Source organism: Streptomyces sp. NPDC029122 (genome assembly GCF_055569445.1).
The window spans coordinates 103054-116572 of sequence record NZ_JBVHWK010000007.1 but is presented as its reverse complement, the minus strand read 5'-3'; the positions used below and the strand labels follow the sequence as shown (position 1 = coordinate 116572).

Genomic DNA, 13519 nt, shown 5'->3' with positions numbered 1-13519 from the left:
GCGCGGCGGTGGCGTGCGCGAACCCGTCCGCGCTGTCGGTGGCGGGCCGTACGGTGGAGACGTGGACAGCACCGAGCGGCCCCGCGGGCCGCACCTCGAATGGACCGTCGTGCCCAGCGACATCGGTCCCCTGCTCCTGGCCGCGACCCCCGAGGGTCTGGTCCGGGTCGAGTTCCACGCGCGCCCGGACCGGGCCGGCCGGATGATCGGCTCGCTCGTCTCCCGGCTCGGCGCCGACGCGTGGCGGCCGGACCCGGGCGAGGAGGTGCTGCTCGCCGAGCCGATACGCCAGCTGGCCGCCTACTTCGCCGGTTCGCTGCGGCGCTTCGAGCTGCCGCTGGACTGGCGGCTCAGCTCAGGTTTCAACCGGCAGGTGCTGCTGGAGCTCGACCGCTCGGTGCCGTACGGATCGGTCGTCGGGTACGGGGAGCTGGCCGCCCGGGCCGGGCAGCCGGGGGCGGCCCAGGCCGTGGGCAACGCCATGGGCTCCAATCCCCTGCCCGTGGTCGTGGCCTGCCACCGCGTGGTCGAGAACGACGGGGGCATCGGCGGCTTCGGGGGCGGGGTGGAGACCAAGCGGATCCTGCTCGCGCTGGAGGGCGTGCTCCCGCAGCCCCTGTTCTGAGCCGCGCGCGCCGTCGCGGCGGTGACAGCGGGTGGCGACGGGACCCCGGGCCGCGATACGCGGTTCCCCCGCGCGGCCGACGGTGGGAAACTGCCGCCGTGACCACTCCCGCCGCACCAGGCCCCCTCCCGTCCGCCTCCGCCGAACCCCCGCGACGGCGGTGCCAGGCGTGAGCGCCGCTCCCGGAACCTCCGCCGGCACCAAGGCCACGCCCGCGCCCGTCGACGCGGCGGCACTGCCCCGGCTCCAGCGCCGGACCTCCGCCGTGCTGATGGCCAGCCAGATGCTGGGCGGCCTGGGCGTGCCGATCAGCGTCGCCCTGGCCCCCGTACTGGCCACCGAGATCAGCGGCACCGAGGCCCTGTCCGGGGTCGCTTCCACCGCCGCCGTGATCGGCACCGCGCTGTTCTCGCTGCCGCTCGCCGCCCTGATGACCGCGCGCGGGCGCCGGTGGGGACTGGTGGTGGCGTACGCGATCGGCGCGCTCGGCGCGGCCCTGGTCGTCCTGGCCGCCGTCGTCGACAACTTCCCGCTGCTGCTGGTCGGCATGGCCGCCTTCGGCGCGGCCTCCTGCGCCACCTTCCAGGCCCGCTTCGCCGCCACCGACCTCGCCGCGCCCGACCGGCGGGCCCGCGCGATCTCGCTGGTCGTCTGGGCCTCCACCCTGGGCGCGGTGCTCGGCCCCAACCTCTCCGCCCCCGCCAGCGACAGCTTCGCCGGCACCTCCATACCCCAGACGGCGGGACCCTTCGTATGGGCCGGCGCCGTCTTCGTACTCACCGGCGCCCTGCTCGCCGTGTTCCTGAGGCCGGACCCGCTGCTGACCGCCCGGGCCCTGGCCGGTTCCGGCGAGCAGTCCCGGCAGGCCCGCTCGCTGCGCGCCGGCGTCGCCGCCGTCAAGGCATCACCGCGGGCCCGGCTCGCGCTGCTCACCGTCGCCGTGTCGCACACCGCCATGGTGTCGATCATGGTGATGACCCCCGTCGACCTCGGTCACCACGGCGCCGACCTGCGGCTCATCGGCCTGGTGATCAGCGGCCACATCGCGGGCATGTTCGCCTTCTCCCCCGTCATGGGCTGGCTCGCCGACCGGCTCGGCCGGCTGTCCGTGATCGGGCTCACCGCCGGGCTGCTGTCCATCGCCGCCCTGCTCGCCGGCACGGCCGGCGGGAACCACGCCCAGAGCGCGGCCGGCCTCTTCCTGCTCGGGCTCGGCTGGTCCGCCGGGATCGTCGTCGGCTCGGCGCTGCTGACCGACTCGGTACCGCAGGCCGCGCGGGCCGCCGTGCAGGGCCTGGGCGACCTGACGATGAACACCGCCGCCGCCGTGGGCGGGGCGGCCGCCGGGCTGATCATGTCCCAGGCCGGTTACGGCTGGCTCAACGCGATCAGTGCGGCCCTGCTGCTGCCGATGGCGGCGCTCGCCCTGTTCACCGCCCGGCGGTACGCGGCACGCACCGAGCCGGGGGATCTCAGCAGTTGATGTGGTAGGCCTTGCGGAGCGTCTCGTGGACCGTCCAGGTGGTCCGGTCGCCCTCCCGCAGCACACAGGCCGAGCCCGGCCCCACCTCGAAGCCCGCGCCGCCCTCGACCTCGATGGTGGCGCGGCCGCTGACCACCACGAACAGTTCGTCGGCCTCGGTGTCGGTGACCACCCCGGGGGTGATCTGCCAGATCCCCCGGACCTGCGAGCCGTCCGCCGACTCCCACAGCACCTTCCCGGTCACGACCGGGGTGCCGGAGACGATCCGCGCGGGGTCGAGCTCCTCGGGCTCCAGCTCGGCGTCGGGGACGTCCGCGACGGACACGGCGAAGGAGGCGGGGGCTTCGTGGTGACGGGTGCTCATGCTGCGTCAGCGTAGGGCCGCCGCCCCGTTCACGGGGTGACCAGAGCGTCCAGCGCGGGCGCCTCCGGCGCGTCATTCCGTCGAGCGCGTCAGCGCCACGGGCCGCGCGCGCCGGAGCGCCCGGCGGCTTTCGGCCAGAGCGGCCCGCTCGTCCCCGGCGACCGGCAGGGCGGACGGCACGGGGCACGGCATGGTGTGCGGCCCGGTGCGGGGCCCGGTCCGGGAGCGGTCCTTCCGGGGGCGCCGCCCGGACGGGTTCGCGCCGGAGCGGGACGGGTGGCGTTTGGCGGCGGGAATCCCGTGCCAGGGATGGGGACATGCCACAGCACAGAGCAACTGCACCCCTGCCCGGGGGACCGGTCCTGTCGGATGAGGTACGCGAGGCGCTCGCCGCTCGCCGGCCCGTCGTCGCCCTGGAGTCGACGATCATCTCGCACGGTCTGCCGCGTCCCCGCAATCTGGAGGCGGGGCTGGAACTGGAGGACCTGGTCCGGGCGGAGGGCGCGGTCCCGGCGACCGTCGCCGTGGTGGACGGGGTGGCCCGGGCGGGCCTCGACAAGGCCGCGCTGGAGCGGATCGCTACGGGCGAGGGCGTGCGCAAGCTGGGCCACCGGGACCTCGCGCCCGCCCTCGCCACCGGGGCGACCGGGGCGACCACGGTGTCGGCGACGGCGTTCCTGGCCGCGCGGGCGGGGCTGCGGGTGTTCGCCACGGGCGGGCTCGGCGGCGTACACCGGGAGTGGACGCTCTCGCAGGACGAGTCGGCGGACCTGTCGCTGCTCGCCCGGACCCGGATCACGGTGGTGTGCGCGGGGGTGAAGTCGATCCTGGACGTGCCGGCCACGCTCCAGCGCCTCGAAACCCTCGGCGTCGGCGTCCTGGGCTACCGGACGGACCGCTTCCCCGGCTTCTACCTGACCGACTCGGGAGAGCCGGTCGACTGGACGGTGCGGAAGCCGGAGGAGGTGGCGGCGGTGATGGCCGCCCAGGACGACCTCGGCGGACCCGAGGCGGCGCTGCTCGTCGCCAACCCGGTGGCGGAGGCGGAGCAGCTGGATCCGGCGCTGCACGACCGGGTCCTGGCCGAGGCGCTGGCCGAGTGCCGCGAACGGGGCATCACGGGGCAGGCGGTGACACCGTTCCTGCTGGGGTTCCTGGTGCGCGCGACCGGCGGCGCCTCGCTGGAGGCGAACCTGGCGGCGGTCCGGGGCAACGTGCGGCTCGGCGCCCGCATCGCCCGGGCCTGGGCGGCCCGCGCGTGACGGCCGCCCTGCTGGTGGTCGGCGACGTGGTGACGGACGTGGTGGCGGTGCACCGCGGACCCCTGACCCCGGCCACCGACACCACCGCCCGCATCCGCACCCTCCCGGGCGGGGCCGGCGCCAACGCCGCCTGCTGGGCGGCCCGTACGGGCGCCTCGGAGGTACGCCTCCTCGCGCGGGTGGGGTGCGAGTCGGCCCACTGGCACGAGCGGGCCCTGGTCGAGGCGGGAGTACGGCCCCGGCTGGTGGTGGACCCGGCGGAGCCGACGGGGACGGTGGTGGCGCTGGTCGGCGGGGACGCGGAGCGGACGTTCCTGACCGACAGCGGGGCCTCGCTGCGGCTGTGCCCCGCCGACTGGGTGCCGGCCCTGCTGGACGGTGCCGGGCACCTGCACCTGTCGGGCTACCTGTTCTTCTCGGACAGCAGCCGGGAGCTGGCCCTGGTCGCGCTGCGGGCCGCCCGGACCCGCGGGGTGCCCGTCAGCGTCGACCCCGCCTCGGCGGGGTTCCTGGCCGGGCTCGGCCCCGAGCGCTTCCTGGCGGCCGTGGCGGGGGCCGGCGTACTCCTGCCGAACGAGGACGAGGCCCGGCTGCTGGCCGGCGTACGGGAACCGGCCCGGGCGGCGGAGGAGCTCAGCCGCCGGGTGCCGCTGGTGGTGGTCACCCGGGGCCCCGGCGGAGCGCTCGTCGCGGAGGACGGCCGGATCACCGCCGAGGTCGAGGCGGAGCCGGCGGAGGCGGTGGACACCACGGGCGCCGGGGACGCCTTCACGGGCGGCTTCCTGGCGGCCCGCCTCTCGGGGGCCGGCCCGGCGGAATCGGCCCGCGCCGGCTGCCGCGCGGCGGCCAGCGCGGTCACCCGCCTGGGCGGCCGCCCGTAGCGGCCCGGCCGGGGGCGCAGCGGTGCCTCCCGGCGCGGGCACCTCACCCGGCCGGGGCTACGGGCCGGGCCGGGGCTACCGCACGCCCGTCCAGGCCGGGTGCCGCGGGTCGTCCGCGCGGACCAGCACGTCCGCGGCCGTCCCCGGGCCGGTCTCCCTCTCGTAGCGGGCGAACGCCGGCAGCGTCCACCGCTCCGCCTCCTCCGTGCGCCGCGCCAGCGCCCCCTCGGAGAGGCTGATGTGGACGCTCAGGTCGAACGGGAACCAGTGCCCCAGCAGCAGCGGCCCGTGGACCACCAGCACGCCGCCCGGCGGCAGTTCGGCGTACGGGCTGCGGGTCGCCCGGTCCCGCACCGGGTCCCACAGGTCCGGCAGCACCCGCCCGCTGCCGCCGGGATCCGTCGGACCGAACACCTCCCGCCACAGCGCGCCCGTGTCGTACCAGCCCCCCAGGTACGCGTCCACGTCCTCGCGCCCGAACTCGAACCGCAGCGACGCCGGCCGCAGGAAGCCCCCGGCCGCGACCACGAGCACGGACCGCCCGCGCGAGCGCAGCGCGTCGGCGAGCTCCCCCGCGAGGACCCCGGTACCGGCCGCCGGCGCGCCGTCGATGCCGACGCGTCGCCACGTGCGCTCCTCGCCCGCGGGGCCGCGGGAGTCGTCCAGATGACCGGCGAGCCGCTCGGCCATCCGCTGCCAGGTGATCGCTTCCAGCTTCACCGGCCCATTGTCAGTGGTGCGCCCTAACGTTTTTCACGAGGGATCACCGGTGGACAGGAGCCGGCGGCCCTGCTCTTGGGGAGGGGTCTGTCATGGCTCGGGAGACGACGTATCTGGAGCTGTCGCAGGAGGACGGCGCGGCGCACAAGTTCTACGAGGTGACCGTCGACGGCACCGCCGTCTCGGTGCGCTACGGCCGCATCGGCGCCGCCGGCCAGCTGCAGAGCTCCTCCTTCCCCACGGCCGAGAAGGCCCGCGCGGCCGCCGCCAAGAAGATCGGCGAGAAGGTCCGCAAGGGGTACGCCCCGGCGGTCCGGGGGGCGCGCGCCGCCCGCTCGGTCACCCGCCGGCAAGTGGCCTCGGCGCCGTCGACGGCCCGCGCGGTGGCGCCGGTGCTGTGGCGCTTCCGCACCGGTTCCTCGGCCTTCGGCATCCACGTGGACGAGGACCGCTGCTGGGTCGGCAACCAGGCGGGGGACGTCTACACGGTGAGCCACGGCGGCGAGGTACTGGCCCGCTACTCCCTGCCGGACGGGGTGAAGTGCCTGGTCGCGGACGAGTTCTGGATATACGCGGGCTGTGACGACGGCACGGTGTACGACCTGTCCTCGAAGGTGCCGTTCGGGGCGTACGGGATAGCGGCGGACGTGGACATCTACTGGCTCGACATCCACGAGGGCGTGCTCAACGTCTCGGACGCGGGCGGCGGTCTGACGGTCATCGACCACGAGGACGAGCACCAGTGGTCCCGGAAGTCCTCGGGGACCGGCGCCTGGATGGTCCGGGCGGACGAGCGGGCCGTGTACCACGGGCACAGCAGCGGTGTGACGGCCTACGCGGCCGACGGCACCGGCCAGTTGTGGCACACGGCCACGCCCGGCGGGGTGCTGTTCGGCTGGCAGGAGGAGCACGCCGTGTACGCGGGTACGGTACGCAACACCGTGCAGCGCCTGTCGAAGGCGACGGGCCGGGTCGAGGCCTCGTACCCGTGCGACGCGGCGGTGTACTCGTGCGCGACCTCTCCGGACGGCCGTCACGTCTTCGCCGGGGACTCGTCCTCCTCGGTGTACTGCTTCGACGCCGACGGGCGGCGGCTGTGGAAGCTGGGCACCGGCGGCGGTTCCGCGCTCTCGATGCAGTACCTGGACGAGCGGCTCTACCTCGTCACCACGGACGGGTCGCTGGTGTGCGTGGACGCGAGCGAAGCGGCGATCGCCGCGGCGCAGCAGGGTTCCGTCCCGACCGCGGTGGACGTGAAGTCGGCGGCGGCGCTGCCGGTCTTCACCCCGGCGGCCTCCGCCTCGGCGGTGGCGACGGTTTCGGTGGCCTCGGTCCCGGCCGGCGGTGTGGTGGTGGAGTGCGTCCAGCAGGGAGGGCGGATGCGGGTGCAGGTGGTCTCGGAGGGCTTCGAGCACGGCTGGAACGTACAGTTCCCGCGCGGTATCCGGGAGGCCGGAGCGCGGTACGTGGTGGACGGCCTGCACGCGGCCAGCGGGGGCTTCTACCGGGTGCGCGGGGAGATACGCCGACTGGTCTGAGCGGCGCACCGGGGGTCCTCGGGGCAGCGGCAGGGAACGGCGTCGAGCGGGGCCGGGGCCGGCACCGACCAGGGGTCGTCCTCGGCCAGGCCGCAGGTCACCTGGAGGACCACGGGCCGGGAGCCGAGGTTCCGGCCGAGGTGTACGTTGTCGGCGCCCGCCGGTTCGACGAAGGTGGCCCCCGTCGGGTGCACCTCCACGGCGCCGTCGGCGAGGAAGCGGGTCAGGGTCCCCGACTTGACCACCGCCATGAGCGGCACGTGGTGGTAGTGCCATCCCGTGCAACCGCCGGGCGGTATGACGACCTCCCGGCCGGTGAGGCCCGAGGGCACCGCCGCTCTGGAGGCTCCCGACGCTCTCGGGCGCCGTACCGTCGCCTGTCGTCCACCCATGTGCCCCTCCTTGCCGTCGGCTCACGGTAGACGAACCTCATGAGTTTCAGTCGGATTTAATGAAAGACCAACGACCTTACTCCGCAAGGTGATAGGGGCGCCGACGAGCGGTATCACAACGGCATGAGTCTCGTCGTCTTCGAGTCACAGAAGCCGATCCACTGCGCCGCCTGCCGACGGGGACCGCTGCGGCACCTCGTCCGCGAGTCCGGGGTGCCCCGCTGCCTGGACTGCGCCGACCTCGGCCATCTCGTGTACCTGCCGCGCGGTGACGCGGCGCTCACCCGCCGGGCGCGGGAGGGCAGTTCGCTGCACGCCGTCGTGGTGCGCCGGCACAAGGGCCGCCGCCGCTACGAACGCCAGGGGCTGCTGGTGGAGGACACCGCGCTGGCCCGCGCCGAGCGCGCCTGCCTGGCCGACGCCGATGCCCGGGCCCGCCGCCGGGAGCGCGACCGGCTGCGCCGCGCGGCCGAGGACGTCCGCTTCACCGCGGCCTTCGCGGCCGAGATACGGCGGCTGTTCCCCGGCTGCCCGCCCGACCGCGCGCAGGCGATCGCCGCCCACGCCTCGGTGCGCGGCAGCGGCCGGGTCGGGCGTACCGCCGCCGGCCGGGCACTGGACGAGCAGGCGGTGTCGGTGGCGGTACGGGCCGCCGTGCGGCACACCGACACCGAGTACGACGCGCTTCTGATGGCGGGGGTGCCGCGGTTCGCGGCGCGGGCCCGGCTGGCGGCGCGGATCGACGCCGTCCTGGACGGCTGGCGTGCGGGGAGCGTCAGTTGAGGCGGAAGCGGCGGTAGAGGAGTGCTCCGCCGAGCAGCAGGGCGCCGCTGCCGGGCAGCAGGTAGCCGAGTCCGTCGGATCCGGTGCTGGCCAGGGCCGACGGATCCTGTCCCGGGGCGAGGGCGGTGGGGGCCGTCGCGGCGGGCGGGGTCACCGGCCGCGGGGAGACCGGCGGCTGCGCGGCGGGCGGCTGCGCCGGCTTCCCGCCGGGCGGGGTCCCGCCGTTCTCGGCGGTGTTGCCGTGGGAGCCGTTGCCGATGCCGACGACGTTCACGGAGTTCCCGCTGACGTTCAGCGGGAGATCGACGGGAAGCTGCAGGCCGTTACCGGACAGCAGCCCGGGAGAACCCTTCGCCCCTCCCTCGGCCACCGCGCCGCCTCCCCCGTTCCCGGACCCCGGTTTCGACGGATGGGAGGGCCGCGGGTCCGGCTTCCCGCCACCGGGGGCCGCGTTCGTACAGCCGTTGCCCGCCGCCGGGTTGAGCACACCGACCACGCTCACGGTGTTCCCGCACACGTTCACCGGGGTGTGCACGGGCAGCTGCACCAGGTTCCCGGAGAGCAGCCCCGGGGATCTCTGGGCCTGCCCGTCCGCTTCGGCGTCGGCGTGCGCGAGGCCGCCCACCCCCGCGACAGCCAGTCCGCCACCCGCGACCATCACCGCGATCAAGCCATTCCGACGAGTGTGACGCATCAGTTTTCCTGCCTTCCGGAGGGGTTCCAGGGGCATCGAGCCCGCACCGGAAACAACGCGGTAAACCCGTTCGGGTTATAGGGCCGGTAGGCATTTCACTCCATCGTGTACTGGGTAGTGCCTACTTCATGACTGAACGACCGCTCCTGCTGCTCGACGTGGACGGCCCGCTGAACCCGTTCCGGTCCCTCTTCGCCGGCCTGCGCGGCTATACGAGCCACCGGATGCGCCCGGACGTCTGGCTCTCCTACCGCGACCCGGAGTCCCGCAAGGCCCGGCGCGGTGCCCGGGTGCGCCTCCATCCCTCCCACGGCGCCCGGCTGCGGGCCCTGCCCTTCGACCTCGCCTGGGCCACGGCCTGGACGCACCAGGCCAACACCCTGATCGCCCCGCACATCGGGCTCCCCTCCGACCTGCCCGTGGTGGAGTGGCCGGAGCTCTTCGCCCGGGACCCCGACGGCCTCTCCTGGAAGACCCGCCCGCTGCTCGAATGGGCGGCCGGCCGGCCCTTCGCGTGGGTCGACGACATGATCACCCCGCAGGACCGTGCCTGGGTCGCCTCCCACCACCCGGCTCCGAGCCTCCTGCTGCGCATCCACCCCCGTCACGGCCTGCGCGAACGGGACTTCGCCGCCCTGGCCGCCTGGGCGGGGAAGGTCAGCGCAGCAGGGCGGTGACCGGGTCAGGGGACGGGCCGGCGGTGGGCCACCAGTCGGCGGCCTCCGGGCGTGACTCGTAGGCGTACCAGAGGCCCTCACGGCTCAGACGGAGCTGACGGGTCCGGGCGGTGAGGCGGTTGCGCTCGGGGCGGAAGGAACCCTGTCCGGCGGCGAGCAGGGCGGGGCGGGCCCGGTCGAAGGGCCCGGCCGGAGGGTCCCAGGGCTCTTCGAGGACGGTGAGCGCGGGCAGGCCCCCCTGCCGCCATGCCGCGGCCGCGCGGGCCAGGTCCGTGGTGCTGCGGCCGGTCGCCCGGGCCAGGTCGCGGTAGAGGGCGCGGGCGGAGCCGGTGAGGCCGGAGGTGGGGTGCGCCGAGGCTAGCCGGACGGCGTCCTGCCAGAGGGTGAGCCCGGCGATGGGGTCCTCGGCCGTGCCGAGCAGGGCCAGTGCGCGGGCGGCCGCGTCACCGGCGAGCTGCTCCAGCGCCAGCGGATCGGGCGCTGCCGGATCGGCGGGGTAGGCCGGCGGCGGGCCCGCGGCGGCCGGTGCGGGGAGCGGGGCGGGCAGCGGGGGCAGGCTGGTCCGGGCGAGCGCCTCGCGGGCCGGGACGCCGGGGAAGTCCGGCGCGGCACCGGGCTGTTCGCGCGCCGCGTGGGCGGCGTTGCGCCGGGCCAGTTCGTCGAGGAGCTCGCGCTCACCGCGGCCGCGAAGGAGCAGCAGGACGAAGGGGTCGGTGTCGAGGAGCCGGGCCGCCCGGTAGCAGAGGGCCGCGGCGTGCTTGCAGGGCGGCCGCACCGTGTCCGGACAGGAGCAGCGCGCCACGAGCTCCCCCGCGCCGGGCAGCAGGGTATCCGCGAGGGACTGCGGGACCTCCCGCTCCAGCAGCGCGGCGAGGGCCGAGGGGTCGGCGGCCAGCGCCTCCAGCAGAACGGACCACTCGGCGTCCGCGAAGGCGGGCAGGGACAGTTCGGTGCGGTAGGGGCGCGCCCGGCTGCCCCGGACGTAGGCCACGATCCGGCCGGGGGTGACCGTCACGGCGTCGACATGGCCTTCGGCGGCGTAGGCCTGACCGCGCTGGAGACGGGCGGCGTCCTGCGCGCGCTCCTCCAGCGCGGCCACCCAGGCCAGGCCCCACCAGGTCGCGGCCCCCGCCCCGGCGGGCACGGTCTCGAAGGTGCGGCGGCGGTCGTCCCGCGCGGTGATCACGCCGGCCTCCGCAGGGAGACGAGATCGGCCAGCTCGCGGTCGGTCAGCTCGGTCAGCGCCGACTCGCCGGAGCCGAGGACTGCGTCGGCCAGGGCCCGCTTGGTCTCCAGCAGTTCGGCGATGCGGTCCTCCACGGTGCCTTCGGCGATGATGCGGTGGACCTGGACGGGCTGGGTCTGGCCGATGCGGTAGGCGCGGTCGGTGGCCTGCTCCTCGACGGCCGGGTTCCACCAGCGGTCGTAGTGGATCACGTGTCCGGCGCGGGTCAGGTTGAGGCCGGTGCCCGCGGCCTTGAGGGACAGCAGGAAGACGGGGACCTCGCCGGACTGGAAACGGTCGACGAGCTCCTCGCGCCGCGGGACGGGGGTACCGCCGTGCAGGAGCTGCGAGGCGATGCCCCGGTCGGTGAGGTGCCGCTCCAGGATCCGGGCCATGGTCACGTACTGGGTGAAGACCAGGACCGAGCCGTCCTCGGCCAGGATCGTGTCCAGCAGCTCGTCCAGCAGGGCGAGTTTGCCCGAGCGGTGCGCGATGCGGGGACCGGCTCCCGGCACGCCCTGCTCCTTCAGGTACTGCGCGGGGTGGTTGCAGATCTGCTTGAGCGAGGCCAGCAACTTCATGATCATGCCGCGCCGCCCGATGCCCTCGCTGCCCTCGATCACGGCCATCGCCTCGTCCACCGCGGCCTGGTACAGGGAGACCTGTTCCCGGGTCAGCGACACCGGGTGGTCGGTCTCCGTCTTGGGGGGAAGCTCGGGCGCGATGCCGGGATCGGACTTCTTGCGGCGCAGCAGGAACGGCCGGACGAGGGCGGCCAGCCGGGCCACCGCCGCCTCGTTGCCCCCGTCCTCCTCCTGCTGGTGCTCGACCGGGCGGGCGTGCCGGGCCCGGAAGGCGGTGAGCGGGCCCAGCAGTCCCGGGGTCGTCCAGTCGAGCAGGGCCCACAGCTCGGAGAGGTTGTTCTCGACCGGAGTCCCGGTGAGGGCCACGCGGGCCGGGGCGGGGATGGTGCGCAGCGCCTTCGCGGTGGCCGAGTGGGGGTTCTTCACGTGCTGGGCCTCGTCCGCGACGACCATGCCCCAGCTGTGCCCGGCCAGCCGGGCGGCCGCCGCGCGCATCGTCCCGTACGTGGTGAGCACGAAGCCCCCGCTCACTCCGTCGAGGCTGCGGCCGGCGCCGTGGAAGCGGCGTACGGGGGTGCCGGGGGCGAACTTCTCGATCTCCCGCTGCCAGTTGCCCAGCAGGGACGCCGGGCAGACCACGAGGGTGGGCTCGGGGCGGTCCCGGTGCAGGTGCAGGGCGATCAGGGTGACGGTCTTGCCCAGGCCCATGTCGTCGGCGAGGCAGCCGCCCAGCCCCAGGGAGGTCATCAGGTCCAGCCAGGCCAGCCCGCGCAGCTGGTAGTCCCGCAGGGTCGCCTTCAGGGCCGCGGGCGCCGCGACCGCGGCCGGCTCGCCGGCGAGCCGGTCCCGCAGGGCGGCCAGCGCCCCCACGGGGACCGCGGGCACCGCCTCGCCGTCCACCTCGGCCGTGCCGGTGAGTACGGTGGCCAGCGCGTCCACCGGGTCCAGCAGGCCCAGGTCCCGCTTGCGCGCCCTGCGCACGAGTTCGGGATCGACCCGCACCCACTGGTCGCGCAGCCGCACCACGGGCCGGTGGGCCTGCGCGAGCGCGTCCATCTCGCCCGGGGTGAGCCGGTCCCCGCCGAGGGCCAGCTCCCAGGAGAAGGAGAACAGGGCGGCCGCGTCGAAGAAGGCGGTGCCGTCGGTCGCGGACCCGGGCGCGGCCGGGCGCACGACGGCGGTCGCGGAGAGCGTACGGGCCAGCTCGCGCGGCCAGTGCACGAGTACCCCGGCGGCGGCCAGCCGGGTCGCGGCGGTGCCGAGCAGGTCCTCGAGCTCGGGGTCGGACAGCGGGAGGGCGTCGGGCACCGGCTGGTCGAGCAGGCGCAGCAGCGGCGGCCATACCCTGGCCGCCCGGCGCAGCGCGAGCACGGCGTCGATCCGGGCGCGCGGGCCGAATCCGGCGCCCGCCGTCCCGGCCCACAGCTGCCCCGCGTCGGTGATCAGGGTCGGGTCGGCGAGGCTGTGCACCTGGACCACGGCGGCTCCGGCGCGGCGGACGTCCTCCGGCTCGGCCTCGTCGAACAGGCGGAAGGAGGACAGGTCCAGCCGGAGCGAGATCCCCACCCCGGCATCGGCACCGGCCGCGACCTGCGCGGCCCACTCCTGTATCCCCGGCACCCGCTGCGGCTCCACGGCGGCGAACGGCCGCCCGGTGGCGAAGGGCGCGGCGGGCGTACGCGGCAGCACGTCGGCGACGGCGTCGAGGAAGGCCCGGACCAGGGCCTCCGGCTCGGGCAGCGCGGTCGGCCGGCGCCCGGCGAGCGGGGTGGCGTACCCCTCGTACGGCAGGGCGGCCGCGACGGCGCGCAGGTACCCGACGTCCTCGGCGTCCAGCGGCCCGGCACGCCAGGCGTCGACCCCGTCGGCGGTGAGCCCGGGCAGCAGGCGGCCGCGCGCGGCGAGGGCCAGCGCCTGCGCGGCGGCGGTGCCCCAGGCGCGGGTGGCGGGATGCGCGGCGGGGCTGCGGGCCGCCCGTACCAGCACGGGCAGGGCGGCGGCCACCGACAGCGCCACCGCGGGCACGGTACGCGTGCGGACGCCGTCCCCGTGGGCCCGGACCACCTTCAGCGGATGCGGGGTCCCCAGCTCGGGCAGGGGGTCTCCCTCGGGGCACCAGAACGCCACCCGCCCCTCCCGGGGTACGGCGGCGGGGAGGAACACGGCGGCGCGGCGCAGCAACGACGGCTGCGGCGGCGGCTGCGCGGTCACGGGGTCCCCCTCCCTGGCGCTCGGCTCCGCCCGACATGGCGGATCCACTGCACCCGAGTCTAGGCGCGCCCACTGACAAC

General features: G+C 75.7%; 13 protein-coding genes. 7 read left to right on the top strand and 6 right to left on the bottom strand.

The window, feature by feature from the left end:
- Nucleotides 1-61 precede the first annotated feature (61 nt).
- Together ACZ4WZ_RS11515 and ACZ4WZ_RS11510 are read left to right on the top strand one after the other, a co-directional pair.
- On the top strand, nt 62-625 hold the full coding sequence (locus ACZ4WZ_RS11515) for a methylated-DNA--[protein]-cysteine S-methyltransferase (RefSeq protein ID WP_467888309.1): 564 nt from the start codon (nt 62-64) through the stop codon (nt 623-625).
- Between the two features lie 271 nt (nt 626-896).
- Nucleotides 897-2108 (top strand): MFS transporter, encoded by a 1212-nt coding sequence (locus ACZ4WZ_RS11510; RefSeq protein WP_467888602.1) that lies wholly within the window; start codon nt 897-899, stop codon nt 2106-2108.
- Here ACZ4WZ_RS11510 and ACZ4WZ_RS11505 read toward each other — a convergent pair.
- Nucleotides 2098-2472, bottom strand: coding sequence for a cupin domain-containing protein (locus tag ACZ4WZ_RS11505; protein WP_467888306.1), 375 nt, complete (start codon nt 2470-2472; stop codon nt 2098-2100). The genes ACZ4WZ_RS11510 and ACZ4WZ_RS11505 overlap by 11 nt on opposite strands.
- 317 nt (nt 2473-2789) lie before the next feature.
- Here ACZ4WZ_RS11505 and ACZ4WZ_RS11500 point away from each other — a divergent pair, with 317 nt between their 5' ends.
- Nucleotides 2790-3734, top strand: coding sequence for a pseudouridine-5'-phosphate glycosidase (locus tag ACZ4WZ_RS11500; protein ID WP_467888303.1), 945 nt, complete (start codon nt 2790-2792; stop codon nt 3732-3734).
- Nucleotides 3731-4615, top strand: a complete 885-nt coding sequence (locus tag ACZ4WZ_RS11495; protein ID WP_467888300.1) for a carbohydrate kinase family protein — start codon at nt 3731-3733, stop codon at nt 4613-4615. The genes ACZ4WZ_RS11500 and ACZ4WZ_RS11495 overlap by 4 nt, the downstream gene beginning before the upstream one ends.
- Before the next feature lie 75 nt (nt 4616-4690).
- Here ACZ4WZ_RS11495 and ACZ4WZ_RS11490 read toward each other — a convergent pair whose 3' ends face one another.
- Entirely contained in the window at nt 4691-5335 is a 645-nt protein-coding gene (locus tag ACZ4WZ_RS11490; protein WP_467888297.1) for a nucleoside/nucleotide kinase family protein, read from the bottom strand.
- A 92-nt stretch (nt 5336-5427) separates the two neighbouring features.
- Here ACZ4WZ_RS11490 and ACZ4WZ_RS11485 point away from each other — a divergent pair, with 92 nt between their 5' ends.
- Complete coding sequence (locus ACZ4WZ_RS11485; protein ID WP_467888294.1) at nt 5428-6873, top strand: WGR domain-containing protein; 1446 nt, start codon at nt 5428-5430, stop codon at nt 6871-6873.
- Here ACZ4WZ_RS11485 and ACZ4WZ_RS11480 read toward each other — a convergent pair.
- Entirely contained in the window at nt 6837-7265 is a 429-nt protein-coding gene (locus tag ACZ4WZ_RS11480; RefSeq protein ID WP_467888291.1) for a cupin domain-containing protein, read from the bottom strand. The two genes, ACZ4WZ_RS11485 and ACZ4WZ_RS11480, sit on opposite strands and share 37 nt — an antisense overlap.
- 123 nt (nt 7266-7388) lie before the next feature.
- On the opposite strand from ACZ4WZ_RS11480, the gene ACZ4WZ_RS11475 reads away from it, so the two are divergent.
- The gene (locus tag ACZ4WZ_RS11475; protein WP_467888288.1) at nt 7389-8048 is read left to right on the top strand and encodes a DUF2293 domain-containing protein; all 660 of its coding nucleotides are present in this window, start codon (nt 7389-7391) and stop codon (nt 8046-8048) included.
- Here the strand turns inward: ACZ4WZ_RS11475 and ACZ4WZ_RS11470 are convergent.
- Nucleotides 8041-8742, bottom strand: coding sequence for a chaplin (locus ACZ4WZ_RS11470; RefSeq protein ID WP_467888285.1), 702 nt, complete (start codon nt 8740-8742; stop codon nt 8041-8043). The two genes, ACZ4WZ_RS11475 and ACZ4WZ_RS11470, sit on opposite strands and share 8 nt — an antisense overlap.
- Before the next feature lie 128 nt (nt 8743-8870).
- Here ACZ4WZ_RS11470 and ACZ4WZ_RS11465 point away from each other — a divergent pair, with 128 nt between their 5' ends.
- Complete coding sequence (locus tag ACZ4WZ_RS11465; RefSeq protein ID WP_467888282.1) at nt 8871-9419, top strand: hypothetical protein; 549 nt, start codon at nt 8871-8873, stop codon at nt 9417-9419.
- Here the strand turns inward: ACZ4WZ_RS11465 and ACZ4WZ_RS11460 are convergent.
- Entirely contained in the window at nt 9400-10605 is a 1206-nt protein-coding gene (locus tag ACZ4WZ_RS11460; protein ID WP_467888280.1) for an SWIM zinc finger family protein, read from the bottom strand. The two genes, ACZ4WZ_RS11465 and ACZ4WZ_RS11460, sit on opposite strands and share 20 nt — an antisense overlap.
- Nucleotides 10602-13439 carry a DEAD/DEAH box helicase gene (locus tag ACZ4WZ_RS11455; protein WP_467888277.1) on the bottom strand — a complete coding sequence of 946 codons (2838 nt, stop codon included), beginning with the start codon at nt 13437-13439 and terminating at the stop codon, nt 10602-10604. Before ACZ4WZ_RS11455 ends, ACZ4WZ_RS11460 begins: the two co-directional genes overlap by 4 nt.
- Nucleotides 13440-13519: the final 80 nt, after the last annotated feature.